We start from the raw sequence: 26,400 nt of genomic DNA on the forward strand, positions 1-26,400 counted from the left end.
CTTTTTTAATGATTCAATGTTCCCGTATTTACTACAGGCTGGGCGGTATCATCGCCACAGAGCACTACGAGCAGATTGCTGACCATGGCAGCCTTCTTGTCGTCATCAAGCTCTACCACATCTTCATCGCTCAACTTCTGCAATGCCATCTTCACCATCGACACGGCACCCTCTACTATCTTCTCTCTAGCAGAGATGATGGCTGAAGCCTGCTGGCGACGAAGCATCACGGCTGCTATCTCCGGAGCATAAGCCAGATAGTTGATGCGAGCCTCTACTACCTCGATACCTGCCATTGCCAATCGCTCATCGATGCGAGCCTCCAACTCCTTATTGATTTCATCACTTCCATCTCGAAGCGTAATCTGATTCGATTTTCCACCCTCGTCATCATCGTAGGCATACTGTCCGGCTACCTGTCGGAGCGCGGCATCTGCCTGAATCTGGACAAAGCGACCCAGCATGTTCATGATCTGTGCAGCAGAAGCACCGATGCCTGCCTGACCCGTAGAACCCTCAGCCATGGTCTGGGTATCAATCTCGAAGATAGCCTTGTAAGTATCCTTCAGTTTCCATACCAGCACCATACCAATCATAATCGGATTACCCGTCTTGTCATTCACCTTGATAGGTTCGGCATCGAGGTTGCGCACACGAAGCGAAAGCTTCTTCTGACTGATAAACGGATTCAGCCAATAGTAACCCGGCTCTGTAAAAGTGCCACGATACTTACCGAAGAAAAGCAACACGCGAGCCTGACCCGGCTCCACCAGGATGAAACCGCAGACGCAGATGATGCTCAGGATGAGAAGCAGTACGCCGCAAACGCCACAGACATTTGCCAGCCAGCCTTCTTGCGAAACGCAGGCAAATATAAACAAGCCAACTCCAGCCAGGAAGCCGATGATGTTTAACACTAACATCAGGATGCCATTCAAGGTCTTTCCCTGATACGTAAATTCCTTATTCTCCATAATTTTACTTTATTTATTACGTTATTAATGTTGATATCATTTTGATATCGCAAATATACGATATTAAAATGATATCACAAGAGCAGAAGAAAAAGATTTCAAATACTTTAACGTAAAAAGGTCGTTGGGACGATACCCAACGACCTTTTCTCAGATTTTCACCTATTTATATATAGAAAACAGTTTCTATCTTCACATAGAGATAGATTCTGTCTTCTATAGAAATATTATTCTATCACTTCCATTTCTTCCTCTTCTATTGCCTCCTTGATCTCCTTCTCTTTCTTTCCGAACTCAGGATCTATCTTCAGGAAAGCGGTAACCAGGAAGGTGATGGCGCAGCATGCCATCACGATAATGAAGAACAAGCGATAGCCTACCATATCTTTCAGATATCCCGATACCATACCAGGCAACATCAAACCTAAATAAGAGATACCTGTACAGATGGAATAATGGGATGTCTTGAACTTGCCCTGACTATAGAACAGCATATAAAGGGTAAGAACCGTGAAGCCCAAACCATAACCGAACTGCTCGATAAAGAGGCAGCTCGAAACCACGATGATGTCGCTATTGAGTGAGTAACTCAAATAGATGTAAACCACATCAGGCAGGGTAATGGCACAAACCATCGGCCAAAGCCATTTCTTCATACCATCCCTACTCACCAGAATACCACCGATGATTCCACCCAGCAGTAAACCGATCAGTCCAACAGTACCATTGGCAAAGCCATATTCCTGCGGAGACAATCCCAGTCCGCCCTGCGAATTAGGACGAAGAACGAAGGTTTTGGTCATCGTATTCAAGAGTGCTTCCGGGAAACGATAGAGCAGGAGGAAGAGCATCACACAGATGGTTTCTCCCAATCCGAATTTCACAAAGAAGGTGCGGAACATATTCTTCAGTTCGTGCGCCACTTCGCCCACCGTTCTATCGGTCTGCACATCCTCCTTCGGACGCGGCATGAACCGGCTATGATAGAGCCACAATCCGATGAAGATACCTGCCAATCCGTAGAAGATAAGCGCCCATGAGAAGCGAATCTGGTTACGGAACAGCACCTGGAGAACACCAGCCAGCATCACCAGGAATCCATTCACGAAGATGATGGCAAGGCGATAGAAGGTATTTCTCAAACCCACAAACTTGGTCTGCGTATGCTCATCCAACTCTATCATATAGAAACCATCCGCCGAAATATCGTGGGTGGCACTACAGAAGGCGATGAGGAAGAAGAAACACATCGTTGCCTGGAACCAGAAGGCAGTAGGCAGCGAAAAGGCGATTCCGGCAAGAGCTGCTCCGATGAGCGCCTGCATCGTCAATACCCACCAGCGCTTGGTCTTCAGCAAGTCGATGAAAGGACTCCACAAAGGCTTGATAACCCAAGGCAGGGCGAGCCATCCAGTATAGAGACCCACCTCAGCATCGGTCAAGCCCAACTGCATATACATAACCACAGAGAGGGCTGTCACGATAACGTTAGGCAGTCCTTCCGCAAAGTAGAGTGTCGGAATCCAAGCCCATGGATTCCGACTATTTTTCAATGTTCCCATTCTACAGCTTTATTTATAGAGTTTCTTGATTTCTGCACCCTGATAGTAGTGCAGGAGGATAGCATCATAGAGATACCCCTCCTCGCCCATCATCGCAGCACCAATCTGACAGAGACCTACTCCATGGCCCCATCCTGCACCGATGAGTTCGAAACGCTGAGGTACTCCCTGCTCATCTTCATCCTGTTTATCTACCACAAAAGCTGAACTTAAAAGATGAGAATCGCTGAGCGCACGTCGGATTTCGAGTTCCTTACCGATGGTGAAGGTCTTCTCGGTACCGATAATCTGGAGTTTGCTGATTCTTCCACTCTTACCACGCTCCACGGCCTTCAGGTCGAGGATGGCACCAAAGTCCATCTTCAGTTTGTCAGCGATAAGCTGCTGGAGTTTCTCCTGAGTGAGCGTTACCTTCCAGCGATAGAAATCGGCAGTCTCCTGGTCATAGTCATTCAATACCTGCGAAAGAATCTTCTTGTCTGTCGTATTGCAGAAAGCAGGTGGGTTCGAGCGAATCCACTTCTCAGCCTCTTCCTCGCTGGTAAGATCAGGCATAACCTTTGCATCCTCGACACCCAAGGCTATATCCCTTACGGCTGTGAGATAATTCTTCGGCGTATTCTCCCAGCAATACTGGAACTCTTCGGTAATACCGCCACAACACTTAGAGAATCTGGCATCACAAATCTCATCACCATCCAGCAGAACCTGTCCTCTGGTGAGTCTTACCGCCTCTGCCACATGTGGTGAGGTTTCCTTCGTAATTCCCTGATAACGCTGACAGTGGTCATCGGCACAAACATCGAAAAGAGTATGATCTTCGCGATCGTACCAACGGATGAGCATATCCTCCTTCTTCACGAAAGAGAAGAAATTGTTGCCACTCTCCGCCACCTCTCTGCGATGCTGCATCTGAGCCAAAAGCCAAGAACGGGAAATCACGGCGTGCGCCTTCAGGAGTTCGAGACTGGATGTGGCACTCATCTCACTACTGATGACACTCTCCAGATATTTCTCTACAGGTAGCTCATTAATGGCTAAAATCTTATCAGATTCTACCAGGAATCTCAGCGTACCCAGGAAAGTCTGGGTTTCCTTGCGTTCCCAATGGAAGTTTACACCGATGGTTACATCACTCAAGGAGAAAGAGGCATTCGAGCTCTGCGGATGGAAAGTCAGTGAACTATACTGATTTCCGTTCCAAAGCACGCCACCTTCAGAGAATTCCACCTCCTGCTCACCAATCACGATTTCTCCCTTGGCAAGATAAGGTTTGTTAAGTATGAAATGAACCTTCTGCGCACTCACGATTCCAACAGTTACTTCCGGCTCCTTACCATTATTATATAAGGCAGAAGCTCCGACAGCAGCCTTAGCCTCCTTTGCCGCCTTCAGCTTGTTAACGATAGTCTCTACCTTCTCTGGACTGATACCGCATTCCTGCAAGATAGCAGTAGCCTTTTCTTCGGTGAGTTTACGGAAATCTTCCTCACGAGGAGTAATGATGAGTCCGCTCATATCGAGTGCTCCCGGCGAAACCATCACCTGTGCATCCCCTTCAGCAAAGTAAGCATCTGGTCGATGTTTCTCTCTTGGGATAACCACAGTGATGAATTCTTCACCCTTACGCCAGGCAACGATGTTCATCATTGGCTCTTTCTCGTCGCCACGATGAGGCAAAGCCTTGTAAAGTCGGCGGAAGAGGGTTTCATCACTCTCTTCGCTCTTCGAAATGATAACAAAGGCTGGCACGATGAAATCGCGAACCAATGCAATCTTCTCATCATCATTCAGCGAGATGATATCGGTAAGATTGCGGGAAAGACGCTGCCAGTTTGCCTGCAAAGGAAGAAGTCCACTAGAACCAGCCTGGAAATGCAGGTGGTCTGGAGCAGAAGCTCCACACTTCGGACCATTATAGAATACCATCAAGTCGCTGTGCAGACTCAGGAATCTGTGCATCTCACCATAGTTCTTATAAATGAGCTGATACTGGTGTTTGCGTGCAGGGATCGTGAAATGGATTGGCAAGATAGGGAACGGATTCACCAACAACTGGAACTTATCGTCTATCTTCTGCACCATCTGTTCTTCCGGACGATTGGCAGCACAGAGGAAGCAAGGGCGCTCGCTCAATGCCTTCTTGTCAATCTTGGCTCCCGTGCTTACCATACGGGCCGGATTCCACTGCAACTTCACAAACTCAGAGAGTGTCTTGGTCTCTACGTGCTTGAGGTCGCGATAACGATGTCGAGCCTCCTCCCATTGCTCTAACTGCCGATTGAAGAATCGGGAGATACTGCTATCTTCCATGATATCAGCCTTACCCAACAGCATCTGCTGACGTGCCTTCAACTCCATGGTGCGCAAACGGTCTTTATAAAGATTATTGGCGTTCACCTTTTCTATACTAAGAGCAGCATCAGAGTTTCCTCCCCAGCGACGACAGAGGTAGAGTTCCTCATAGATTCTGCCGATGCGGTAGCGGCGAGAGAAAGCCAAGCCCATCGCATAGTCCTCGCCATAGCTGGTATTAGGAAACGGTATCTGTCTAGCCAACGGGGTAAAGAAAGCACGAGGAGCGCCTAATCCGTTGATGCGCAAGGCATTGTTGCATCCATTCTCCTCGGTCCACTCCTTATGGTCGATAAGTCCAGGAGGAAGGGTCTGCAGATCGAAGTTGCACATACGATAAGAACCCACAATCATCGCAGCCTTCTGCTGATGGAAAGCATCTACTATCTTCTGCAGTGTATCGGTAGAAGAATAGAGGTCATCGCTATCGAGCTGAACGGCAAATTTTCCGCAAAACTCGCTAGAGATGGCCAGATTCCAGCATCCACCTATTCCAAGGTCTTTGCTTGCAGGTTGGAGCAGGAAGAGACGTGGAGCCAGCTTTTCCTGCATCGTATATTTTACCTTTCCCTCCTTATATTCCAAATCAAGTTTCTCTACATCCTTGTTCGCACTATCAGCTATTTTCTGCACGATTTCACCGGTACGATCGGTAGAATGATTATCTACGACGATGACATTGAAATTGAAATTGGTCTTCTGCTGCATCGCACTAAACACAGCGTCTGCGATGGTCTTCTCTCTATTGAAAACAGGGATGATGACAGATGCCTCATATTCAAAGTCCTGCTCATCAAAATTCGGCTGACGATAGTAACAGGTATCAATCAGAGCGCCCAATTTGCCAAGATGCTGGGTACAAGCCTTTTCCATTTCTATCTGCACCTCCCTGTTACGAGGATTCACATAGTCGAACTGCTTCTCACCGCTCTTACGATTGTCTCTCTCAGTCTCGGTATAGAGATACTCATTGATATGGAAGATTTCTCCTACTCGACTCAGATAAAGTCTCAGGTCGTAGAGACCTGCATAAAGGTATTCCTGACGATCGCGCTGAGCGACATAATCACGGAGAGCCTGTGCCTTGATGAGCCAGAGGCTTCCAAAATCGAAATCATCACGGAGTGAACCCTGCTGATAATCGATTACCGGATGCTTTTCCAACTTAGAAACTCTCAGTGATTTCTCCTGCTCAGAAGCATCTTCACCCAATGAAGCCTGGAACTTGGCTGTTTCCTCCTCATCCAACACCTTCGTATAATGGTCGGAGTAAACCATCACAGCTCCCGTGTCATCAGCCACACGGAGAAAACGCTCCAATGCGAGATTGCCCCATTGGATATCTGTATTTTTGGTACAGATCAACACATAGTCGGCATCGGTGTTCTCAGCGATGCTCTCTACAGTGTTAGAACTCTCAAGGCGGTCAACGGCAATGAAGGTGCAACCTTCCGGCACCGGATGCTGGGCAGCGAAGTCAGCGTTCACCAGGAGGTTGATATGCTGTACTGTTTTGTCTTCGTGAAGATCTATGGTCGTAAATCTAGCTTCCTGTAGGTCGTCACAAGGCAAGAAAAGATCTATTTTTTCTCTCATTTTCACCTTATTTTAGCTTATTATATTAAAATATGTGGCAAAGATACGAATTTTTCAGCAAAAAAGCGTATCTTTGCAGTATGAATAATGAAAAAAAATATCTTTTAGGTCTTACACTTGCTGAATTGAAGCAGGTGGCCAAGGATCTCGGCATGCCTGCCTTCACCGGCGGACAGATGGCGAAGTGGCTCTATGAGCAGCACGTAAAGAGCATTGATGAGATGACCAACATCTCGAAAGCCAACCGTGCCAAGCTCGCTGCCGAATACGAAATAGGATGCGCAGAATTCTCTGACGCACAATACTCTGTGGATGGTACCATCAAGTACCTCTTCCCTACCCGAAGCGGCAAATTCGTAGAAACGGTCTATATCCCGGATAAAGACCGTGCCACCCTATGCGTTTCATCACAGGTGGGCTGCAAAATGAACTGCCTCTTTTGCCAGACAGGAAAGCAGGGATTCGAAGGCAGTTTGCCTGCCGGCGACATTCTGAACCAGATTTATTCGCTGCCTGAGGTGGATAAGCTCACCAATATCGTATTCATGGGACAGGGAGAGCCGATGGACAATCTCGACAATGTGCTTCGTGCCACAGAAATTCTCACCGCCGATTACGGTTGGGCGTGGAGTCCGAAACGAATCACTGTAAGTTCTGTAGGCGTGAAGAATAAGCTGAAGCGATTCCTGGAAGAGAGCGAATGCCATGTGGCAATTTCAATGCACGACCCGATACCATCAGAACGTGCAGAACTGATGCCTGCTGAACGCGGAATGGGTATAGAACAGGTGGTAGAGCTTCTGAAGAACTACGATTTCTCTCATCAGCGCCGCCTGAGTTTCGAGTACATCGTATTCAAGGGAGTGAACGACAGTATGCAGCATGCCAAGGCCATCATCAAACTGGTGAAGGGGCTTGATTGCCGTTTCAATCTCATCCGCTTCCATCAGATTCCCGACATCCCGCTGCAGGGTGTGAACGATGAGAAGATGGAGAAGTTCCGTGATTACCTCACTTCCCATGGTGTTTTCACCACTATCCGTGCCAGCCGCGGCCAGGACATCTATGCAGCCTGCGGTCTGCTCAGCACCTCGAAAAAGATCGGAGAAATCCGACATCATGAGGATGAGAAGCAGAAAGAGGAGATGTAGAGAGAATAGCATAATGGTGAGAAAAACGATAACGTTCCTTTTCCCGTTCTATCTTATATTCATTCTCCTGACAAGTTGCGACATAACAGGTAAGAACAGGAAAAAGCCAGCCAGCACGGGACAACCTTACGAGGTGGTACTCGAGGGTGATACCGACAGCATCGTAACCAAGATGCTGACGGAGGATGTGACAGGACTGCCCCAACGCGAACCACTCTGCCGACTGATTCAGGTGAAAAAGGGCAAGACACAGGGCAGCTATCTGCTCGTCAGAACCCGAATCGTCGTGAATATTGGAGAGCGGGACTTCTCCGTCAGGCTGAGCCACGACGAAAATGCTGCACCGCAGAATATCATCCGCATTACAGCCCGCTCGGCACAGCAGTTGCAGGAAAGGCTCAATGGCGAAAGACTCCGCCAAATCGTGAATGAGGTAGAGTTGAAACACCTGGCAGATATCGTCTCCAGCAACCCCAGCAAACAAAACAAGGAGATGCAGGACGAAATCAAGAAGATATTTGGAATTGACATGAAGATTCCGGTCTCGATGAACGCCAGCAAAAAAGCAAAAGACTTCATCTGGATTTCGAATAATGCAAGTACGGGAATGCAAAACCTGCTCGTGTTTAAAGTGAAGAGTGAAGAACGAAGAATGAAGAATTCAAATGCAGTTCCTGCAGATGATAAAGCTCAGATAGACAGCATTCTTCGAACCAACATGCTCGGCGAAACCGACAGCATGTATATGGAGATTCCAGTTCTTTCAGAAAGAGGGCTCTGGGAGATGAAGGGGGATGCCATGGGAGGACCTTATGTCATGCATCGCATTCATAAGCCAACAAGCCTAGCAGAAATTCAGCAAGGCTACGACCTCTACATCATCGGCTTCGTCTATGCTCCCGAAATGAAAAAGAAAATATTAATCAAGCAGCTCGAAGCTGCGATTTCTACTATAAAATAAGTATTAATGGACAACAAGAAAATCAGGGTGGCTATCACCCACGGAGATACCAATGGTATCGGATATGAACTCATTTTTAAGGCATTCAGTGAGCCAGAGATGTTGGAGTTTTGCACACCAATCATCTATGGTTCACCTAAAGTGGCAGCTTATTATCGCAAGGCGATGAATCTGCCAGCCCAGTTCTCTATCATCCAGAAAGCAGAAGATGCTGAAGATGGACGTATCAACCTCCTCGCAGCCGCAGATGAAGAGGTTAAGGTAGATATGGGACTTCCTACTGATGAATCAGGAGCTGCAGCCATCAAAGCACTCGACCGTGCTATGACCGACTATCGCAACAATCTCTATGATGTCTTGATTACAGCACCAGTAAGCAGTCAGAACGTCAAAATAGAAGGATATACCTTCAAGGGACACAAGGAGTACATCGAAACATGCATCGGCGACCGCAACAGTTCCCTGAGCATCCTCATCGGAGACGACCTCCGTATCGCAGCTATCACAGAAAAGGCACCTTTGGCTCAAGTAGCTGGTGCAATCAGTCAGGAAAGTATTGTGAGCAAGACAACATTGCTCTGGCAGACATTGAAGCGCGACTTCCTCATCACCAACCCACGTATCGCCGTACTCGCCCTGAATCCTAGCATCAACGAGGAACAGAGTTGCGGCAAAGAGGAACGCGAAATCATCATCCCTGCCATCGACCACCTTGCTGACAAGGGAATCCAGGCGTTTGGTCCTTACCCTGCAGACGAATTCTTCGGCAGCGGTTACTTCTGCGAATTCGATGGAATCATGGCAATGTACTACGATCAGGCTACCGTGCCATTCCATGCTCTCTACAACGAGGATGGCGTGCTCTACACTGCAGGCTTGCCACTTATCCATACCGCAGCCAACACAACTCCTTGCTACTTCATGGCAGGCTGCAACGAGGCAGACCCAACATCATTCCGCCATGCTATCTTCACGGCACTCGATGCTTTCCGCCATCGCGAAACAAGCGACGAGGTGGGTACAAACCCGCTGCCAAAACTCTATCACGAGAAGCGAGACGAAAGTGAAAAGGTTCGCTTCTCTATCCCTAAGAAGCACGCTCCATCTCCATTCCCTTCTAAGAACGGAAAACAGGGAGCACCAAAGGGTAACGAGCAGAAGGAGGCACAGAACAATGCTCCAAGAAACAATGAGCAGAAGGAGGTGCAGAACAATGCTCCAAGAAACAACGAGCAGAAGGAGGCACAGAACAATGCTCCAAGAAACAATGAGCAGAAGGAGGTGCAGAACAATGCTCCAAGAAACAACGAGCAGCACAACAACAACCAGAAAGCTCAACAGCCAAATAAGCTGAAGGCTGCACAGACTGCAGCAGCACTCTCAGCTGTTCTCTCTGCAGTGCAGGCTGGCCAGAAGCCAGCTTCTAAGGAGTAAAAAACAAGACGAAAACTGCTACTGAAACTTATGAATTTCCAGCAGCAGGACAAGTCCTATATAAGACTAGAAATTAGGGAAAAAGAGCAGAAAGATAGGCGAAAAAGTTAAAAATCACCTATTTTCTGCTCTCCATAACCTATTTTTGGACGAAAAAAGCAGATAATTCAAAAAAAATATGTAATTTTGGCAGCTAAATGGATAATTCCGAACTTCAAAAGATAAAACAACGATACAATATCGTCGGAAACAGCGACGGATTGAATCGTGCTCTCGATGTTGCCTTACAGGTGGCACCGACAGACCTTTCCGTGCTCATCATCGGAGAAAGCGGAGTGGGTAAGGAAATCATTCCAAGAGTCATCCACGACAATTCTCCACGAAGAAGAGAGAAATACTTCGCCATCAACTGCGGCAGCATCCCAGAGGGAACCATTGACAGCGAACTCTTCGGACACGAAAAGGGTTCCTTCACTGGAGCCATCGGTGAAAGCGAAGGTTACTTCGGAATAGCCAACAAGGGAACCATCTTCCTCGATGAGGTAGGAGAACTCCCTATCCAGACCCAAGCCCGACTGCTTCGTGTGCTGGAAACTGGTGAATATATCCGAGTAGGAGGTACAGAAATCCGAAAGACCAATGTTCGTATCGTAGCTGCCACCAATGTGAATATGCGCAAGGCTGTGAGCGAAGGAAGATTCCGCGAGGATCTCTACTATCGTCTCAATACGATTCCTATCCAGATGCCTCCTTTGCGCGAACGTGGCGGTGACATACTCCTGCTCTTCCGTCTCTTTGCCATGCAAATGGCTGAGAAATACCACTTGCCGAAAATCTCGCTTTCGGAAGATGCCAAGCAACTGATGTTGAAATACAAGTGGCCAGGAAACGTACGACAGCTCAAGAATATCACAGAGCAGATGTCGGTACTCTCAAAAGAAAGAGAAATCGGACTGGATGCACTTCTCCAATTCATCCCAAAAGATGAGGAGAGTACACAGCTGGCCCCGATTCCTCAACAGAGCGTAGGGCAGCACAGTTATGAAAGCGAACGAGAAATTCTCTATAAGATTCTGTACGAATTGAGAGGAAACGTAAGCGACTTGAGACGCGAAATGAACTCGTTGAGAAAACAACTTGATGAAGCGCGCGGACTGAACGGTGCCCAAGGGTTCTCTCAATCACAACCGATAGACAATAGTATCATACCAGCAAACTACCCAATAGATGTGACACCATCTCGTACGTCGGATATCATACAGTCGCACTCGGATATGCTGAACTCTCATTCAGACCTGATACATTCCCGACCAGAAGCTCAGGAAGTAGAAGCAGAGGAAATCAAGGATTTCGACAACGAAGAGATGAGCGAGAACGAATCGCTAAACCTCAGCAGACTCGGCAGGCAGATGATAGAAAAAGCATTGGAGAGAAACAATGGCAACAGAAAAAAAGCAGCCGACGAATTGGGAATCTCCGACCGCACCCTCTATCGAAGAATCAAGAAATACGGGCTCGGAAATGATTAACGACCCATTGCTGGGAAAGACAATAATAAAGAATAAAAAAATGAAGCACTTACGCGCGTACCTATATATAATAGGCATCATATTGGTAATGGGAGCTACTGCTGCCTGCTCCGTAAGCTACAAGTTTAACGGAGCCAGCATTGACTATACCAAGACCAAGACCATCCAGTTGGCCGACTTCCCTATCCGAAGCTCGTATGTCTGGGGACCAATGGGTCCGATGTTCAACAATGAGCTGAAAGACAAGTTTGCCAGCAACACTCAGCTACGCCAGGTTTCCCGAAACGGAGATTTGAAGATTGAGGGAGAAATCACCCAATACTCACAGCGTAACAAGTCGGTGAGTGCAGAGGGATATTCTGCACAGACCGAATTGAGCATTACAGTGAACGTCCGCTTCACCAATACCAAAAACCACAACGAGGACTTCGAGCGACAGTTTACCTCCGCCAAGACCTACGATACCACTCAGAGCCTGGCATCAGTGCAGGAAGAGCTGGTTACCCAGATGGTAAAGGATTTGGTTGATCAGATATTCAATGCAACTGTAGCTAACTGGTAAAAATTCAATGTTCAAAGAAAAAAGCAAAACATCGTGGAATTAAATAGATTAATACAACATCCTGAGGAAATGGACCGAGAGACGCTCTACGACCTACGTGCGCTCTTGGCTCTTTATCCGTACTATCAGACGGCTCGCCTGCTGATGTTGAAAAACCTATACCTGCTCCACGACCCCAGCTTCGATGAAGAACTTCGCCGAGCAGCCATCTATATCTCCGACCGCAAAGTCATCTTCCAGATGATAGAGGCAGCTCACTATCAGCTCAAGCGTACCCAGAATAAGCCACAAGGTATGGGCATTCTTGATGCCAAGAAGAAAGAAGATCGCACCAGCAGCCTCATCGACCACTTCCTCGACTCCATCCCTACTGATGCTGAGGAAAACGAGAAGAAGAAAGAGAAACGCAAACCTACACCAGCAGATGCAGCAGTAGATTACGTATCATATCTGATGGAGACTGAGACAGAACAGAAGATGGAACAACCATCCCGTACAATCAGTCTCATCGATGACTTCATTGAAGAAGGTGGTTTTAATCTGGAAAAGATTAACGGCACAGAGGAATCTGAACCAAAATCATCAGCAGACACAGAGCCTGCAGAAGCAGCTCCTCACAATGAGTCTAGCGATAATGGCGGAATCTTTACAGAAACCCTTGCTAGAATCTACATCAAGCAGGGAAAGTATGAAAGAGCCTATCAGATTATCGATCGCCTGCATAAGCAGCACCCACAAAAGAGTGCCTATTATGTAGATCAACTCAGGTTCCTGGAGAAGCTGATACTGAATGCTAAGAAATAATATGCTCTGCAAAGGGATAAAAAGTAAATAAAATAATAATAATAAAACTAGTTTTAAAATTAAAAAATGGCTTACACATTATTTGTAGTATTAATCGTCCTGGTTTCAATCCTGATGGTTCTCATCGTGTTGATCCAGGAGTCAAAGGGAGGTGGATTGGCATCTAACTTCTCTTCAACCAATTCCATCATGGGTGTACGCAAGACTACCGACATCGTAGAAAAGATTACATGGGGTCTCGCAGCTCTTATGGTAGTAATCAGCGTTGCTTGCGCATACGTTGCTCCGCAGGCAACAGGCGAAAATAGCGTCATGGAGGGTGCAACTCAGGAGCAGACTGCTCTTCCTGCCATGCCAGGTGCTAGCAAGGATGCAGCAGCAGGTGCTCAGAAAGCGACTCCTGCAGCAGGTGCAGATGCTCAAAAGGCAGCTCCAGTAGTGCCAAATAGCCCTGCTAAATAAAAAAATAGAAAAAAGGTACGAAAAAATTTGGTGGAATCATTTTTTTTTCGTACCTTTGCACCCGCTTACGAGAAAATGGTGGACGTAGTTCAGTTGGTTAGAGCGTCAGATTGTGGTTCTGAATGTCGTGGGTTCGAGTCCCACCTTCCACCCAACTTTTCCGGATAAGCAAAACATACCAATATGGTGGACGTAGTTCAGTTGGTTAGAGCGTCAGATTGTGGTTCTGAATGTCGTGGGTTCGAGTCCCACCTTCCACCCAGGACAAACCCTGCAAGATTTATTTATTGCAGGGTTTCTTGTTATATTATCATATTAATTCTTGCTATATGATATATCTACAGTTAAGGTATAGACTACGAAAAAGCCTGCTAAGAGAAAAAATTCCTAGCAGGCTTGTTTATATACAGCAATCAATATAAATGATTATCTGATAACCTTTACTTCGCCGTTCTTAGCTATCTTAACAATACTTGAAGGCTGGTGAGGCTTATGCTCCTGACGACGGGTCCAGCACACGTAATCTACCGCATTCAGAATCTCTTCAGAAATATCACGATAGTTCTGAGCTGCAGGCTCGCCACTTACATTGGCACTTGTACTTACGATAGGCTTCTGGAAACGATAGCAAAGCTGCTTGCTGAACTCCTCGTAAGTAACTCTCATTGCCAAACTACCATCTTCTGCGACAAGATTATTAGCCACACCATTCGCATCATCCAAGATAATGGTAGTAGGCTTAACAGGCATAGCCGCATCAATGAAATCCCAAGCCACCTGAGGCACGTTACGGAAATAACGAGCCATACGGTCAGCCGAGTCGATGAGGCAGATAAGCGCCTTAGAATCATCGCGCTGCTTAATCTCATATACTTTCTTCACAGCCTCGGGATTAGTAGCATCACAACCGATTCCCCAAACTGTATCTGTAGGATAGAGAATCACTCCACCCTTACGCATGCATTCTACTGCATTCTTAATATCCTCTTCTCTAGTCATTTTCTTAACTGTTTGAAAATTGAACCCTGAAATTTAAATCTAAATTACCGTAATCCTGCATCAGAATCTGGTGCTTTCTGACATTCGTAATATGCAATATCCTTCATTCCATTGAGGAAGGCAGAAGCTTCCATACGCTTTTTACCAGCAAGCTGCAGCTCATAGATATTGAGCCAATGGTCGATACAAGCTATCTGCAAATGTCCGCCTTCTATTCTGAAACATCCTACAGGTGCCATACCTCGCGAGTCTTCGCTAACTGTAGTCTTGAAAATCTTAAGCACCTGCTCTTTCACTGCATCTTTCTTCTTGATATAGGTCCAGGCACCCGGATATGGTGAGAGACCACGTATGAAATCGTGTACCTGTTTAGCAGGCTTGTGGAAGTCAATGCAGCAAGTATCCTTGAAAATTTTAGGAGCAGACTTGAGTTCTACACCTTCACCGATGAATTCTTCCTGAGCAATGCTCGAAATATTACCATCTGATGCAATCAGCTGATCGATGGTTTCCAAAGCAATTTCAGCACCTAAATGCATCAATCCATCATATACATACTCTACATTCGCCTCGTCAGGAATAGGGAAACGCTTCTGCATAATGATGCGACCTGTATCTATATCATGATCGAGGAAGAAGGTAGTAACACCCGTCTCTGTCTCACCATTGATAACAGCCCAGTTGATAGGAGCTGCACCTCGGTACTGTGGCAACAAGGCAGCGTGAACATTAAAGGTACCAAACTTTGGCATTGCCCATACAACCTCTGGCAACATCCGGAATGCCACCACTACCTGCAAGTCAGCCTGATAGCTCTTAAGTTGTTCCAGGAAATCGGGATCCTTCATCTTCACAGGCTGAAGCACAGGCAGTCCATGCTCTACAGCATACAGCTTCACCTGAGAAGGCTGCAAAGTGTCCTGATGTCTGCCCACAGGCTTATCAGGCTGCGTAACCACAGCCACCACATTGTAGCCGCCCTCTACAAGGCGCTTGAGGGATTCCACAGCAAACTCTGGAGTTCCCATAAATATGATTCTTAAATCTTTCTTTGTCATACTGTTCATTATTAATATTATTACTCTGCAGATATATCTGCCACAATGTGTCGATATACTTCATACACCTTGGTACGACTGATATAGCCCTTCAACACACCATTTATATCTACTACTGGCAACTGTGCGGCATCAGTCTTATCAAACTTCTGCATCACCTCATCCATCCTCTCGTTCTCACTAATTACGGCAGAAGGCTGCAACATAAGCTGTTTTACCTTGAAATGCTTATAGAGTTCGGTTCGGAATATGATATGACGAATCTTAGTAATATCGATAACTCCCTGCAAGACACCCGCTTCATCGAGCACAGGCAAGAAGTTATTATTACTTCGACTAATCTCGCTCACCAGTTTTTCCATCGGCAAATCTTCCTTGATTGGATGATAATCCTTCTCAACCAAGCTCTGCATACTCATCAGAGTGAGCGCTGCACGATCAATATGATGCGTGAGAAGTTTGCCCTCTCTAGCCAAACGCAAGGCATAGATACTGTGGCTCTCAAAGATACTGATGGTAAGGAGCGAAGATATGCACACAATCATAAGTGGCATAAAAAGCTGATAACCACCTGTAAGTTCGGCGATAAGGAAAATACCGGTAAGTGGAGCATGCATCACGCCCGTTATCAGTCCTGCCATTCCCATCAAGGTGAAATTCTGCTCGGGTACATAAACACCTACCTCATAGACATTCCAGAGTCGGGCAAAGAAGAAACCTGCAAATCCACCGATGATAAGAGAAGGAGCAAAGGTTCCACCACATCCTCCACTACCATTGGTAGCCGAAGTGGCAAAAACCTTGGTAAAGGTCACCAAGCCGATATAGAGAATCAACAGATTCTGATGACCTGAAAAAAGAGAACGGTTCATCACCTGCCCCCACTCTGCCTCATTCTGCCCCTTAAGAAGCACATTTACTGCCGAATATCCCTCTCCATAAAGAGAAGGAAGAAGGAAAATGAGCGAACTGAGAATGAGTCCACCAAAAACCAACTTACAATAAGGATGATTCTTCATCTTGGCAAAAAGACCTTCACACCATGACATCGTGCGCATGAAGTAAAGACTCATCAAACCGCAGAAGATACCCAAGAGGATACATGCTGGCGTACGATTCAACTCCCATGGATTGGTAAGAGTAAAATCGAAAAGCGAACTGTCACCCATAAAGATATAGGTAAAACAGGTAGCAGTGACACAACTGATAAGGATTGGCAGAAGTGAAGCCATACTAAGATCAACCATCAGTACCTCGAGGGTGAAGACAAGTCCTGCGATTGGAGCCTTGAAGACTCCTGCAATAGCAGCACTGGCTCCACAGCCCACCAGCAGAATCATGGTCTTCTTATCCATACGGAAAATCTGTCCCAGATTGGAACCGATAGCAGAACCGGTAAGCACAATAGGTGCCTCGGCTCCAACAGATCCACCGAAACCAATGGTAATACCGGACGCTACCACCGAAGACCAGCAGTTATGTCCTTTTAGTCGAGAGTTCTTGGTCGAGATGGCGTAAAGCACACGGGTAATACCATGCGAAATATTGTCCCTCACCACATACTTGATAAAAAGTGAGGTAAGGTAAATACCAATAATAGGGAAAAGCAGAAAGAGCAGATTATAACTGCTCTGCTGGAACCCGGAAGTAAGCAGCAACTGTATTTCGTGCACGATACCATGCAGGAAGAAACCTGCCACAGAAGCAAGCAAACCTATCACAAAGGCGAGGATAAGAGTCATCTGACGGTCGGAAATATGTTCCTTCTGCCAAACAACAAATCTTTCTATCCAGCCTTGTTTGTATTCTGATAACTCTTCATCCATCATTCTTTTGTTATTTTAGAATTCCGATGTAAAGTGGAATTTGATATGTTCGAAGTCTTGCTGAGCCATACTCAACACATAGCCAGAATCAGCGAGGAACACATCGCGGCCCTCAATATCCTTTGCCATATACTGATACTTACGCTTCTTGAAGTTCTCCAATTCCTTCTCATCGTCAGCCTCAATCCAACATGCCTTATGCAAATGAACAGGCTCCCAACGGCACTTGGCATTGTACTCGTTCTCCAAGCGATACTGGATAACCTCGAACTGCAACTGACCGACGGTACCCACGATGCGACGACCATTGAACTGGTTGATGAACAACTGTGCCACACCCTCGTTCATCAACTGCTCCAAACCCTTCTGGAACTGCTTGCTCTTCATTGGGTCATCGTTCTCGATGTACTTGAAGAGAAGTGGAGAGAACGATGGCAATCCACGGAAGTGAATCTTCTCGCCCTCAGTCAGAGTATCACCAATCTTGAAGATGCCGTTGTCTGGCAAACCAACGATATCGCCAGGATAGGCCTCATCGATGGTACTCTTACGCTGCGCCATAAACTGGGTAGGTGAAGAGAAACGTACTGTCTTGTCGAGACGTACATGGTAGTAAGGCTGGTTGCGCACAAACTTACCAGAACAAATCTTGCAAAATGCAATACATGAACGGTGGTTAGGGTCGATATTTGCAGTAATCTTGAAGATAAAACCAGTAAACTTAGGCTCCTCCGGTTCCACCATACGCTCCTCTGCCTTTGTTGGCTTTGGTGATGGAGCAATCTGCACGAAGCAATCCAAGAGTTCCTGCACACCGAAGTTGTTCAAGGCAGAACCAAAGAATACCGGTGCCACTTCTGCTGAACGATAGGTCTCCACATCGAATTCCGGATAAACACCATCCACCAATTCCAGTTCTTCGCGCAACTGATTTGCCTCTCGCTCACCTACTCGCTCATCAAGTTCCTTAGACTGAATATCTACCTCAACCTTCTCAGTAACACGCTGTTTATTAGGTGTAAAAAGATTGAGCTGATGCTCATAAATATTATAAACTCCCTTGAAGCGAGCACCCTGACCGATAGGCCAAGACAAAGGGCGAACAGAAATCTTCAACTCTTCCTCCAACTCATCAAGGACATCGAATGGGTCACGACCCTCACGGTCCATCTTATTGATAAAGATGATAACAGGAGTATTGCGCATACGGCACACCTCCATCAACTTACGGGTCTGTGCCTCAACACCCTTAGCCGAATCGACCACGATGATAGCAGAGTCCACCGCGGTGAGAGTACGATAAGTATCCTCACAGAAATCCTGGTGACCCGGAGTATCAAGAATGTTTACCTTATAAGGCTCGCCACTCTGACCAGCAGGCAGATAATCGAACTCCATCACAGAAGTTGATACGGAAATACCACGCTGCTTCTCGATATCCATCCAGTCAGAAGTAGCAGTCTTACGAATCTTATTATTTTTAACGGCACCAGCCACCTGAATCTGTCCACCGAAGAGCAGGAACTTCTCGGTCAATGTTGTCTTACCAGCATCAGGGTGCGAAATGATGGCAAACGTTCTTCTTCTTTCAATCTCTTTCATCAATAATATATATTATAATATGTATATCCTAAAAAAATAAATACTACTCTCTAATTACTAAAAAACACTTGTTACACCAGCAGATTACATATCGTCATCTTCAAACTTCAAGCCTTCAGTACGATCCTTGATATAATAATCACTGAGCAATCCAACGAAGATTGAGATTTCCTTGATAGCTTTCTCTGTTTCAGGGGTAATCTCCTTCTTTTGCAGTCTGAGCATCATTACTCCGTAAAGTGCATCAAGACAGGTCTCAACCTCATTAATATCCTTATCACCACGATTGCGCAACTCTACAATAAAAGGCAACACCTTGTAATACTCAGCATTGTAAATAGGGAACTTCGAACTCTGAAGGAGTCTGCCGTGCAGATCAATGACATCCTGCAATAACACTCTATTAATATCAAGATGCCCGCTCTCACGCTTACCTTCTTCATTCATCATACGAATAAGATTTCCAAACCAATCGAGTTCCTCGTCTTTCTGCTCAGGAGTGAAATCGAACCGTTCGATATAGTTTTTCTTAATCACCGGCAGCGAGCATCCGTAGGCACGGATGATATCCTCTATCTGCCACATATATAAAAGGTATTCTGCAATACTTTCTTTTCTTAATTTCTGTGCTACAAACATAACTTAAAATTCTGGTAAATGATAAAGATTAAATATCGTTCCAAAAAGAGCGATGATCGAGAAAATAATCACGATACTTCCTATCACTTTATTGATGATAAGGATTCCATTAGTATCAAACTTACCTCTGATCTTATCGACGAGCCAAGTGAGTCCAAACCACCACAACAAGGCACCAAACATAATGCTCAGATATCCCATACCCATCTCTAGCGGCATATCCGGAACCACAAAGGCAAACTGTGCAAAGGTAGCCATGAAGAGAAACACGATGAGCGGATTACTCAAGGTAACCAGGAAAGCCGTAATTCCATTATGCCATAAAGTACCCTGCTTATTGCTCGACTTGTGCATATTCTTCATCGGATTACTCTTGAAACAATAGATTCCGAACACCAGCAGCAATACACTACCGAAAATCTGCAGGTAGAACTTGTTCTGCGCATTATTCACAAAGTCCATCACGAAACTCATACCTAGACCCGTGAAGAGTGCATATACGATATCACTGCACGCAGCACCAATGCCCGTGACGAACCCAAACCAGCGTCCCTTGTTGAGCGTACGCTGAATACAAAGAATACCTACAGGCCCCATAGGGGCAGAGGCAATCACTCCGATGATAATTCCTTTGAATATAAAGTCAAGGATGTTTATCTCTATTGGAAATGCTAAACTCATTTTCGTACATTATTCTATAACAGCGGGCAAAGTTACAAAAAAAAGGGCACATTTGCAATATTTTTGCCCAAAACTTCTAAAATTATACTTTTTTATACAAGAAAAAGTTGATATTTTCAAAAGGATTCATTATCTTTGCAGCATAAATAAACAATTCTAACTAATTTAAAAAGTAACATGACTGAAAATACATTAAAACCGTACGTTATTGGTTTAGACCTTGGCGGTACTAATTCTGTGTTCGGAATCGTTGATGCTCGTGGCGAAATCAAGGCAACAACAGCTATCAAAACTGGTGGTTATGATAAGGTAGATGACTATGTAAAGGCATCTGTAGAGGCACTCCAGCCAATCATCGAGACCGTAGGCGGTATCGAAAAGATCAAGGCAATGGGTATTGGTGCTCCTAATGGAAACTTCTATACGGGTGCTATCGAGTTTGCTCCAAACTTGGCTTGGGCTCACGATGGCGTTGTACCTTTGGCTGATATGTTCAGCAAAGCTCTCGGTATTCCTGTAGCTCTTACTAACGATGCCAACGCTGCTGCACTTGGAGAAATGACCTATGGTGCTGCTCGTGGAATGAAGAACTTCATTGATATTACCCTCGGTACAGGTGTAGGTTCTGGTATTGTCATCAATGGTCAGATGCTCTATGGAAGCGATGGTTTCGCAGGTGAGTTGGGTCATGTTATCATGGTTCCAGGCGAGGCTGGTCGTGTTTGCGGCTGCGGTAGAAGAGGCTGTTTGGAGACATATTGCTCTGCTACAGGTGTAGCTCGCACCGCACGTGAGTTCCTGAAAACAAGTGATGAGCCTTCTTTGCTCCGCGAGATGGATCCAGAGAAGATTACCTCTTACGATGTCAGCGTTGCTGCCAGCAAGGGTGATGCTTTGGCCAAGCGCATCTACGACTTCACTGGCAAGATGCTGGGTGAGGCTTGCGCTAACTTCGCAGCATTCTCAGCTCCTGAGGCATTCGTATTCTTCGGCGGTCTCACCAAGGCAGGTGACCTCTTGATGAAGCCTCTGAAGGAGGCTTACGACAAGAACGTGCTCAAGATTTACAAGGGCAAGGCTAAGTTCCTCATTTCTACTCTTGATGGCAGTTCTGCAGCAGTACTTGGTGCAAGTGCTGTAGCTTGGGATTTATAATATCTGATTATATGTTCTCGTATTAGAGTTCATTATATAAAAAGTAAAAACGAGTTTGGTGTCCTTCAGAACATCAAACTCGTTTTTTTTAACAATCATCGCAACATCACACATTTCAAGGTGCAAAGAAAAAGCTTTAGCCCCAAAGGACTAAAGCTCTAACCAATTCTGAATCATCTTTTTTCCATCAGGTGTCAGCACACTTTCAGGATGAAACTGAATGCCTCGAATATCGTAATTCTTATGCTTGAGACCCATGATCTGACCATCATCACTTACAGCCGTAATATCCAGGCAATCAGGAAAACCACTTTTATCTACTACCCAGGAATGATATCTGCCAATCTCGATACGCTTAGGCAATCCTTCAAAAATAGGATCGTTACCAAACTGAGTACATGGTGTAGCTACTCCATGATAAACCTCAGAGAGATTGGTTAGTTTAGCACCAAAAGCCTCACCAATAGCCTGATGACCTAGACAAACTCCCAGCATCGGTTTTCTGCCTGCATATTTCCTGATCACATCCATCAGAAGTCCAGCCTCCGAAGGAATACCTGGTCCTGGGCTCAATATGATCTTGTCGAAACGGTCAAGCTCCGACAGCTGAAACTGATCGTTGCGGAACACCGTCACTTCAGCATCCAACTCCTTCACCAAATGTGCAAGATTATAGGTAAAGGAGTCATAGTTATCTATGATTACTATTTTCATCTTATTAATGTTTAGAGTTTAATGTTTACTTGAAGCACATGAATTCTTCACTCTTCGTTCTTCATTTTTCACTACCTAAAGCTTCTCAGCAATATGAATTGCCTTAGTCAAAGCTCCTAGTTTATTATTACACTCTTCCAACTCATACTGGTCGTTGCTCTTCGCCACAACTCCACTTCCAGCCTGGAACCAGAGTTCGCCATTACGGCTGATAAAGGTACGAATTACAATAGCCTGATTCAAATCGCCGTTCAGTCCTATGAATCCGATACATCCACCATAAGCACCACGATTGTGAGGCTCCAATTCAGAGATAATCTGCATCGCTCTCACCTTAGGCGCACCACTCAAGGTACCAGCAGGGAAGGTATCTATGAATTCCTTAATATGGTCAGCATTCTGATCCAATGTTCCGCTCACACGGCTCACCAGATGAATCACGTGACTGTAAAACTGCATATCCTTATAGAAATCCACCTTCACATTGTGGCAGTTACGGCTCAAATCATTTCGTGCCAAATCCACAAGCATGACATGTTCTGCATTCTCCTTCGGGTCATTACGGAGGAATTCTGCAGCCTTTCTATCCTGTTCCATATCACCCGTTCGTCGGGTCGTTCCTGCAATAGGATCAATGAAAGCCTTCTCTCCAACAATACGATTATGAGTTTCTGGTGAAGAACCGAAGATACGGAAGCCACCAAAATCGAAATAGAAGAGATAAGGTGATGGATTGATGCTGCGCAAGGCACGGTAGAGCTTGAAGTCATCCCCCTCATAACGCTGCACAAATCTTCGGCTCACCACAATCTGGAACACATCGCCACGCATACAATGCTGGATACACCTGCGAATATTCGCCTTGTGCTCCTCATCAGTAAGAGTAGAGGTTGTTTCGCCTACCGGATGGAAATCATAAGGCTTCACATTTGCCTTGTTCACCGCCTTCATCAATGCATCCAACTCAGCATTGCCGACAGCCCTATTTGCCGCAGAAGCCTGATCATCATCAGCGGTTCCCTCTTTGCCATACCGTTCGCTCAAAGCGATAAGTTGCATCGTATTATTGAAATGATCGAACACGATGATGTCCTTATACATAATATAATAGATATCCGGCGCATCATTCTTTGCCATCGTGGTATCCTTTACAGGGATATTCTCGAAGTAGCGTACTGCATTAAAGGTCGTGAATCCATAAAGTCCACAGAAATTCTTCCCCTCTCCCTCAACATGGAAACTCTGGATGAACTCATTGAAAGCTTTCGAAATGGCGAGCTTACAATCTTCTCCCTTTCCTTCGCCAAAAGCTGGAAGTTGCTGTTTTTCAACACTGCCATCAGGATAAGTCTTGATAACCTCTCCATGACTCACGGCAATGCTAGCCAATGGATGTACACCTATAAAGGAACGGGAATTCTCAGAACCATGGTAGTCGCTACTCTCCATCAGAGCCGACTGGGGGTAAATATCTCTCAATCGCATATAAACTCCCACAGGCGTATAGAGGTCGGCGAGAATCGTGCGAGTTACTGTCGTATAATTAAACTTAGCCATTTTTTCTTATTGATTGAACTTTAACTAATTACACCCACACGCCCTGAAAGGGCAGAAGCTCCTAGCCCAGGGTAACACCCTGGGTTGTAATGAGTGTAAGTCTGTCGCCCTGAAAGGGCAAAAGCTTTAAAATACTTTAGAAATTTCCATATTCTCCAGCCATTTCCTTATGGCTCAAATAGGTTTCTACATCCTTGTCACCACGGCCAGAAACGGTCAAAACAACCACGTCGTCCTTCTTGAACTTCATTTTCTTCAAGGCAGCCACAGCATGAGCACTTTCAATGGCAGGTATGATACCCTCCATACGAGTCAGTTCATAACCGGCATAGATAGCCTCATCATCCTTGATGGCAAGTACATGACTTCTGCCTCTTGTTGCCAAGTCTGCATGCATTGGTCCAATACCCGGATAATCTAAACCGGCACTGATGGTGAAGGCTTCCTCAATCTGTCCATCCTCTGTCTGCATCACAAGCGTACGGGCACCGTGAATGATTCCCTCTGTACCACAATGCATGGTTGCAGCCGTGTAATTGGTATCAATACCATGACCGGCAGCCTCAGCCAGATAGATCTGAACCCGCTCATCATCGATATAATGATAGATGGTGCCTGCAGCATTGCTACCGCCACCAACACAAGCGATGAGGTAATCAGGATAATCGCGACCAATCTTCTCTTCCAACTGCCATTTCACCTCCTCACTGATTACGCTCTGCATCTTTGCAACGATATCAGGATAAGGATGAGGTCCCATCGTAGAACCTACGATATAGAATGTATCCTGTGGATGACAGCACCAGTCGCGGATAGCCTCAGAGCATGCATCACTCAAAGTCATATTGCCCGTACGGACAGGATTCACCTTGGCACCCAGCATCTTCATACGCTCCACATTGGTATGCTGGCGCTCCACATCGGTAGCACCCATAAAGATTTCACACTTCATATCCATCAAGGCACAGACGGTGGCAGTTGCAACACCATGCTGTCCGGCACCGGTTTCGGCGATGATACGCGTTTTACCCATCTTCTTTGCCATCAGAATCTGACCGATGGTATTGTTAATCTTGTGCGCACCGGTATGATTCAGATCCTCACGCTTCAGATAGAGTTGACATCCATACTTTTCGCTCATTCTCTTCGCATAGTAAAGAGGTGAAGGGCGGCCAACATAATCCTTCAGGAGCGCATAATACTCTTTTTTGAACTCCTCACTCTCAATGATAGGCTTATAAGCCTCCTGAAGCTCAGTTACACACTTATATAAAATCTCAGGAACATAAGCTCCTCCGAATTTTCCAAAAAATCCTTTATCGTCAACTTGATACATCTTTCCTATAAAATTAAAAGGTTGAATTATTTTTTCAATGCTTCGAAAAGCAGGTCGAGTGCCTGGTCTGGACAGCCAACTTCATTGAGCAATGTCACAAACTTACTACCAATAATGGCACCAGCTGCGTTATCCTGTGCACTCGTAAGAGTCTGCTTGTTACTGATTCCGAAACCAATCATACGAGGATTACGGAGATTCATAGCATTGATATGATTGAAATAAGCCAACTTAGCATCGCCGAAGCTACTCTGGGCACCCGTAATGCTGGCGGAGCTGACCATATAGATAAAGCCGTCAGTATGTTCGTCGATGAATCGGATACGCTCCTCACTTGTCTCTGGGGTAATCATCATGATAACGCGGATATCATATTTGTCAGCAATAGGCTTTACCACTTTCAGATAATCATCAAATGGAAGATCAGGAATGATAGTTCCACTCACACCACTTTCTACACAACTCTGGAAGAATTTCTCAATTCCGTAGTGCATGATAGGATTCAGATAGCCCATCAGCACAAGTGGCAACTGCACTTCATTCTTGATGGCCTTCAACTGAGCGAAGAGCTTCTTTACGGTCATTCCATTCTTCAAAGCCTTAGTACCAGCACTTTGAATGACAGGTCCATCTGCCAGAGGATCACTGAACGGGATTCCTACCTCTATCATATCTATTCCCTTGCGCTCCATCGCCTTAATCACATCACCCGTTCCTTCGAGGGTTGGGCAACCTGCGCAGAAATACAAGCTCAAAAGCTTGCGGTCTTTATTGTTTGCAAACAATGCATTTATCTTATTCATAATACTCTTTTTAAATTTCTTTGTTTCTATATTTTCAAGAAATGTATTCAACTTCTCCACATCCTTTAAGCCCGGCTTCAACTCGAATTTCGAATTCAGATCGATTCCGATGCACTTTGGATGATGGAAGTTTCTGACTCTCTCTACATCCTCCGGCCCTATTCCACCACTCAAGATGAATGGAACATCGCCATCGTAATTCTCCAAAACCTGCCAATCAAACTGCTGACCACTTCCACCCACCGTTTTACACTTGGTATCGAAAAGGAAGTAATCAACAGCGCCTACGTATTCCTTATATTTCTGGATATCTCCGGCTGTGGAAACGCTGATAGCCTTGATAACTTTCAACAAACCATTCTGCTTATGAAGCAGTTCACAGAGTTCGCGGCTCTCATTTCCATGCAACTGCACGGCATTCAAATCAAACTGATGAATCTTATCAGAAATCAATCCAGCAGATTCATTGACAAAGACACCCACTCTGCAAACATTCTTATCTGCAGCCGTTCGATCCACAGATTGAGAAGCGAATCTCGGCGACTTTGGGTAGAAGATGAATCCCATCATATCCACCCCTAGCTGAGCCACCTTTTCTATATTCTCAGGCTCACGCATTCCACATACCTTTACTAACATC

The 26,400-nt window shown here is 45.7% G+C and carries 20 protein-coding genes, 2 tRNA genes and 2 pseudogenes; 10 read left to right on the plus strand and 14 right to left on the minus strand.

Annotated features, from left to right (window positions below; translation table 11 throughout):
• Window positions 1-5: 5 nt before the first annotated feature.
• The 3 genes from AAAT87_RS01535 to AAAT87_RS01545 all read right to left on the minus strand — a co-directional run bounded on the left by AAAT87_RS01535 (window position 6) and on the right by AAAT87_RS01545 (window position 6,487).
• A complete protein-coding gene (locus AAAT87_RS01535) occupies window positions 6-974 on the minus strand; it encodes an SPFH domain-containing protein (protein ID WP_117662731.1) in 969 nt (322 codons plus the stop codon).
• A 227-nt stretch (window positions 975-1,201) separates the two neighbouring features.
• Complete coding sequence (locus tag AAAT87_RS01540; RefSeq protein ID WP_298531650.1) at window positions 1,202-2,536, minus strand: MFS transporter; 1,335 nt, start codon at window positions 2,534-2,536, stop codon at window positions 1,202-1,204.
• Window positions 2,537-2,545: 9 nt separating this feature from the next.
• Window positions 2,546-6,487, minus strand: a complete 3,942-nt coding sequence (locus AAAT87_RS01545; protein ID WP_349225432.1) for a DUF4922 domain-containing protein — start codon at window positions 6,485-6,487, stop codon at window positions 2,546-2,548.
• 80 nt (window positions 6,488-6,567) lie between these two features.
• Here AAAT87_RS01545 and rlmN point away from each other — a divergent pair, with 80 nt between their 5' ends.
• The 9 genes and pseudogenes from rlmN to AAAT87_RS01590 all read left to right on the plus strand — a co-directional run bounded on the left by rlmN (window position 6,568) and on the right by AAAT87_RS01590 (window position 13,651).
• Window positions 6,568-7,638, plus strand: a complete 1,071-nt coding sequence (rlmN, locus tag AAAT87_RS01550; RefSeq protein ID WP_296972922.1) for a dual-specificity RNA methyltransferase RlmN — start codon at window positions 6,568-6,570, stop codon at window positions 7,636-7,638.
• A 13-nt stretch (window positions 7,639-7,651) separates the two neighbouring features.
• Complete coding sequence (locus AAAT87_RS01555; RefSeq protein ID WP_349225433.1) at window positions 7,652-8,599, plus strand: DUF4837 family protein; 948 nt, start codon at window positions 7,652-7,654, stop codon at window positions 8,597-8,599.
• Between the two features lie 6 nt (window positions 8,600-8,605).
• Window positions 8,606-9,694: pseudogene (locus tag AAAT87_RS01560) on the plus strand (PdxA family dehydrogenase); the annotation flags it as partial.
• 536 nt (window positions 9,695-10,230) lie between these two features.
• Window positions 10,231-11,562: a sigma-54 interaction domain-containing protein gene (locus AAAT87_RS01565; RefSeq protein ID WP_296972925.1), complete on the plus strand. Its 1,332-nt coding sequence runs from the start codon at window positions 10,231-10,233 to the stop codon at window positions 11,560-11,562.
• A 40-nt stretch (window positions 11,563-11,602) separates the two neighbouring features.
• Window positions 11,603-12,124 (plus strand): LPS assembly lipoprotein LptE, encoded by a 522-nt coding sequence (gene lptE / locus AAAT87_RS01570; RefSeq protein ID WP_187360457.1) that lies wholly within the window; start codon window positions 11,603-11,605, stop codon window positions 12,122-12,124.
• Between the two features lie 33 nt (window positions 12,125-12,157).
• Window positions 12,158-12,928 carry a DUF8458 domain-containing protein gene (locus AAAT87_RS01575; RefSeq protein WP_089544237.1) on the plus strand — a complete coding sequence of 257 codons (771 nt, stop codon included), beginning with the start codon at window positions 12,158-12,160 and terminating at the stop codon, window positions 12,926-12,928.
• A gap of 66 nt (window positions 12,929-12,994) precedes the next feature.
• Entirely contained in the window at window positions 12,995-13,390 is a 396-nt protein-coding gene (secG, locus tag AAAT87_RS01580) for a preprotein translocase subunit SecG (protein ID WP_295024902.1), read from the plus strand.
• A gap of 77 nt (window positions 13,391-13,467) precedes the next feature.
• Window positions 13,468-13,543: transfer RNA gene (locus AAAT87_RS01585), tRNA-His, on the plus strand.
• A gap of 32 nt (window positions 13,544-13,575) precedes the next feature.
• Window positions 13,576-13,651 (plus strand) — tRNA-His (locus tag AAAT87_RS01590).
• Between the two features lie 165 nt (window positions 13,652-13,816).
• Here AAAT87_RS01590 and AAAT87_RS01595 read toward each other — a convergent pair.
• The 6 genes from AAAT87_RS01595 to AAAT87_RS01620 all read right to left on the minus strand — a co-directional run bounded on the left by AAAT87_RS01595 (window position 13,817) and on the right by AAAT87_RS01620 (window position 20,195).
• Window positions 13,817-14,389, minus strand: a complete 573-nt coding sequence (locus AAAT87_RS01595; RefSeq protein WP_119249902.1) for an L-threonylcarbamoyladenylate synthase — start codon at window positions 14,387-14,389, stop codon at window positions 13,817-13,819.
• A gap of 44 nt (window positions 14,390-14,433) precedes the next feature.
• A complete protein-coding gene (fmt, locus tag AAAT87_RS01600) occupies window positions 14,434-15,447 on the minus strand; it encodes a methionyl-tRNA formyltransferase (protein WP_296972962.1) in 1,014 nt (337 codons plus the stop codon).
• Between the two features lie 20 nt (window positions 15,448-15,467).
• Window positions 15,468-17,273, minus strand: a complete 1,806-nt coding sequence (locus tag AAAT87_RS01605) for a chloride channel protein (protein WP_153092275.1) — start codon at window positions 17,271-17,273, stop codon at window positions 15,468-15,470.
• Window positions 17,274-17,288: 15 nt separating this feature from the next.
• Window positions 17,289-18,875 carry a peptide chain release factor 3 gene (locus tag AAAT87_RS01610; protein WP_117662712.1) on the minus strand — a complete coding sequence of 529 codons (1,587 nt, stop codon included), beginning with the start codon at window positions 18,873-18,875 and terminating at the stop codon, window positions 17,289-17,291.
• Between the two features lie 84 nt (window positions 18,876-18,959).
• Complete coding sequence (locus AAAT87_RS01615) at window positions 18,960-19,514, minus strand: DUF4924 family protein (protein WP_117662710.1); 555 nt, start codon at window positions 19,512-19,514, stop codon at window positions 18,960-18,962.
• Between the two features lie 3 nt (window positions 19,515-19,517).
• Window positions 19,518-20,195: a LysE family translocator gene (locus AAAT87_RS01620; protein WP_349225434.1), complete on the minus strand. Its 678-nt coding sequence runs from the start codon at window positions 20,193-20,195 to the stop codon at window positions 19,518-19,520.
• Between the two features lie 177 nt (window positions 20,196-20,372).
• Here AAAT87_RS01620 and AAAT87_RS01625 point away from each other — a divergent pair, with 177 nt between their 5' ends.
• Window positions 20,373-21,350, plus strand: coding sequence for an ROK family protein (locus AAAT87_RS01625; RefSeq protein ID WP_295024626.1), 978 nt, complete (start codon window positions 20,373-20,375; stop codon window positions 21,348-21,350).
• A gap of 150 nt (window positions 21,351-21,500) precedes the next feature.
• Here the strand turns inward: AAAT87_RS01625 and AAAT87_RS01630 are convergent, their stop codons facing one another.
• From AAAT87_RS01630 to AAAT87_RS01650, 5 genes and pseudogenes are all read right to left on the minus strand, one after another.
• Entirely contained in the window at window positions 21,501-22,064 is a 564-nt protein-coding gene (locus AAAT87_RS01630; protein WP_117662709.1) for an anthranilate synthase component II, read from the minus strand.
• A 75-nt stretch (window positions 22,065-22,139) separates the two neighbouring features.
• The gene (locus AAAT87_RS01635; protein WP_295024624.1) at window positions 22,140-23,621 is read right to left on the minus strand and encodes an anthranilate synthase component I family protein; all 1,482 of its coding nucleotides are present in this window, start codon (window positions 23,619-23,621) and stop codon (window positions 22,140-22,142) included.
• 136 nt (window positions 23,622-23,757) lie between these two features.
• Complete coding sequence (gene trpB / locus AAAT87_RS01640) at window positions 23,758-24,957, minus strand: tryptophan synthase subunit beta (RefSeq protein WP_295024622.1); 1,200 nt, start codon at window positions 24,955-24,957, stop codon at window positions 23,758-23,760.
• A gap of 26 nt (window positions 24,958-24,983) precedes the next feature.
• Window positions 24,984-25,760, minus strand: coding sequence for a tryptophan synthase subunit alpha (trpA, locus tag AAAT87_RS01645; protein WP_295024632.1), 777 nt, complete (start codon window positions 25,758-25,760; stop codon window positions 24,984-24,986).
• A 42-nt stretch (window positions 25,761-25,802) separates the two neighbouring features.
• Window positions 25,803-26,399 (minus strand): annotated as a pseudogene (locus AAAT87_RS01650) (phosphoribosylanthranilate isomerase); the annotation flags it as partial.
• Between the last annotated feature and the right edge of the window lies 1 nt (window position 26,400).

It is taken from the genome of Segatella sinensis (assembly GCF_040095255.1).
Lineage (GTDB): Bacteria > Bacteroidota > Bacteroidia > Bacteroidales > Bacteroidaceae > Prevotella > Prevotella sinensis.